We start from the raw sequence: 2,563 nt of genomic DNA, 5'->3' as shown, positions 1-2,563 counted from the left end.
GCCACTGCGCTCCGGTGCCCAGCCGGTGAATGATTCCGTTGATCACCTGTCGGTGATCACGCCACCGGCCGCACCGGTTGTTACTCACCGGCAATAACGGCTCCAGCACCGCCCACTCGCCGTCCGTCAGATCCCCCCGACTCAACATGGCCAGCCCCCACGGTCTCCCTGCTCGCAGCGATACGGCTATTCGATGACCGCGGTGGCTTCGACCTCGACCAGAAGGTCGGGTTCCCCCAGCGCCGCAACGCCCAGCAGGGTTATCGGCTTGACCGGATCGATGCCCAGTTTCGCTGCCGCCCGGCCCACGCCCTCACCCAGAAGCGGCATCTTCTCGGGACTCCAGTCAACGACGTAGACGGTCAGCTTCGCCACGTCATCGAAGGAGCCACCGATCCCAGCCAGAGCGGTGCCGATGTTGAGGTAGCACTGTTCGACCTGAGCGGCGAAGTCTCCCTCGCCTACGGGCCGGCCGTCGGCGTCGCGGGCGACCTGCCCCGCAAGGAACACCAGCTTCGATCCGGTGGCCACCGACAGCTGCCGGTAGACCTCGGGCTTCGGCAACCCCTCGGGATTGACCAGCGTCACGGACATGAACGGCCTCTTCCTCTTGGCGTCAGGAGCAGCAAGATCGGCACCCCATGAAAGCATAGCGATGCTATGTATTGTGAGGCCATGGCGAGGACGAAAGATCCAGCGGTCCGCTCCCTGCTGCTCGACCGAGCCGCACAGATGCTGCGGACGAGACAACCGGTCACACTCCGAACCCTGGTCGCCGGGACCGGCGTGTCAACGATGGCCGTCTACACCTACTTCGGCGGCATGGACGGCCTGTGGAGGGCACTGCGGCAGGAAGGCTTCATACGCCTGGCCGTCCAACTCGCGGCCATCAAGATGTCAGCGGACCCGGTACGCGACCTCGCCGCACTGGGCGCCGCCTACCTGGCCAATGCCATGGAGAACTCCGATCTCTACCGCGTCATGTTCGACGCGGGTTTCGACCTCGAAGACACCGGTGCCGCAGACGAAACCCTGCACCACCTCGTCCGCGCCATCGACCGGGCCAAGGCGAACGGCCGCTTCCGCAACGAAATCGACCCGCTGGAACTGGCAACCCAGAGCTGGACCATCGGCCACGGACTCGCTTCACTTGTCGCCACAGGCCCCCTGCCGCACCAGACACTTGCTCACGGCGTGCCCATGCTGACTGCCCTGTTCACCAGCGCAGGAGACGAACCCGACCGATGCCGCCGGTCGGTTGAGCGCGGCTGGGGCCGCATAGCCCCAGCCCGGTCTGGCTCTCGTGATCGGAGAGACAGGCCCTAGTCCCGGCCGGCATCCTGCTGCTGCCCGAGGCGAAGAACCCCGACCCGGGCCCGTGGGACCTGCCCAGCGTCGCCCTGTCGATGATCGGCATGATCGGCGTCGTCTACGCGGTCAAGGAAGCCGCGGCCAACGGCTTCGAGCCCGCCGTCCTGGCGGCCGCGGCGATCGGCATCGCGGCACTGGGCATGTTCGGCCGGCGCCAGACCCGGCTGACCTACCCCCTCATCGACATCAGCCTCTTCCGCAACCGGGCCTTCTCCGGAGTGGTCGGCGCCAACCTGCTGTCCGTCCTCGGCATGTCGGGCCTGATCTATTTCATCTCGCAGTACTTCCAGCTGGTCATGGGCTACTCCCCGCTCAAGGCCGGCATAGCGAGCCTGCCCACCACCATCGGCATGGTCCTGCTCAGCGTCGCAGCCGGCGGCATCATCGCCCGCTCCCCCTCCCGGACCGTACTGACCTGGGGCCTGCTCATCATGGGCGTGGCGATGGTCCCCCTGGCCGTGCTCACGCCGGACAGCCCCTACCTCCTGATAGCCGTTCCCCTGCTGCTCACCGGCGTCGGCCTGGCCCTGACCATGCCCACGGCCAACGACCTCATCCTCTCCAGCGTCCGCAAGGAGGAGTCCGGCGCGGCAGCGGCCATCTCCGAGACCGCTTACGAACTGGGCATGGCCCTGGGCATCGCCACCCTCGGCTCCATCGTGACCAACACCTACCAGGGCTTCACCCTCCCGCCCGGCACACCCGACGACGTCGCCGCCGAGGCACAGCACTCCCTCGCCGGCGCCATCCAGCAGGCCCAGACCCTCCCGGCCGAACAAGGCCGCAACCTGCTCGACGCCGCACAGGACGCCTTCACCTCCGGCCTCGCCACCGCCGCCACCGTCGGCGCGGCACTCCTGTTCGCCGCGGCCGCCTGCAGCTGGTACCTCCTCAAGAAGCCCACCCCGACGGCCGAAGAAGCCATCTCGGCTCACTGAACGCCCTGCCCGTTCTTCTGCGCCGACAGCCGTCCGCGAGGGCACATCCAGGGCACATGAGCCTGGGAAACAGTGTCGACCTGCGAGAACCACGGAGACGAGTTCTCGCAGGTCAACACACGCTCTACCGAGAATCCCGAGGTCACCGGCCCGCATCCTTCAATCGCTGCACGAGTGGCAGGACTTCAGCCACCGGCTGGGGTCTGTACGGTGAGCGGTGTAACTCCCGAGCTGGAAGCGACAGTTGATGACTG

4 protein-coding genes are annotated in these 2,563 nt (G+C 67.0%); 2 read left to right on the top strand and 2 right to left on the bottom strand.

Features of this window, described 5'->3' with window-relative positions; genetic code table 11:
- Both ABEA26_RS35725 and ABEA26_RS35720 read right to left on the bottom strand, forming a co-directional pair.
- Window positions 1-145, bottom strand: a 145-nt coding sequence (locus ABEA26_RS35725; protein WP_345598205.1) for a transposase, incomplete at its 3' end; no start/stop codon positions are given.
- Window positions 146-186: 41 nt separating this feature from the next.
- The gene (locus tag ABEA26_RS35720) at window positions 187-594 is read right to left on the bottom strand and encodes a RidA family protein (RefSeq protein WP_345598203.1); all 408 of its coding nucleotides are present in this window, start codon (window positions 592-594) and stop codon (window positions 187-189) included.
- A 201-nt stretch (window positions 595-795) separates the two neighbouring features.
- On the opposite strand from ABEA26_RS35720, the gene ABEA26_RS35715 reads away from it, so the two are divergent.
- On the top strand, window positions 796-1,326 hold the full coding sequence (locus ABEA26_RS35715; protein ID WP_345598200.1) for a TetR/AcrR family transcriptional regulator: 531 nt from the start codon (window positions 796-798) through the stop codon (window positions 1,324-1,326).
- Between the two features lie 80 nt (window positions 1,327-1,406).
- Window positions 1,407-2,309: an MFS transporter gene (locus tag ABEA26_RS35710; protein WP_345598198.1), complete on the top strand. Its 903-nt coding sequence runs from the start codon at window positions 1,407-1,409 to the stop codon at window positions 2,307-2,309.
- Window positions 2,310-2,563: the final 254 nt, after the last annotated feature.

This window comes from Streptomyces marokkonensis (genome assembly GCF_039539045.1).
GTDB lineage: Bacteria > Actinomycetota > Actinomycetes > Streptomycetales > Streptomycetaceae > Streptomyces > Streptomyces marokkonensis.
The sequence above is the reverse complement of the archived record's forward strand: the minus strand, read 5'-3'. Positions and strand labels throughout refer to the sequence as shown.

Excerpts from the sequence above, each read along its gene's own strand:
- ABEA26_RS35720 (WP_345598203.1), bottom strand. The coding sequence starts at position 594 with ATGTCCGTGACGCTGGTCAATCCCGAGGGGTTGCCGAAGCCCGAGGTC.
- ABEA26_RS35715 (WP_345598200.1), top strand. The coding sequence starts at position 796 with ATGGCCGTCTACACCTACTTCGGCGGCATGGACGGCCTGTGGAGGGCA.
- ABEA26_RS35710 (WP_345598198.1), top strand. The coding sequence starts at position 1,407 with ATGATCGGCATGATCGGCGTCGTCTACGCGGTCAAGGAAGCCGCGGCC.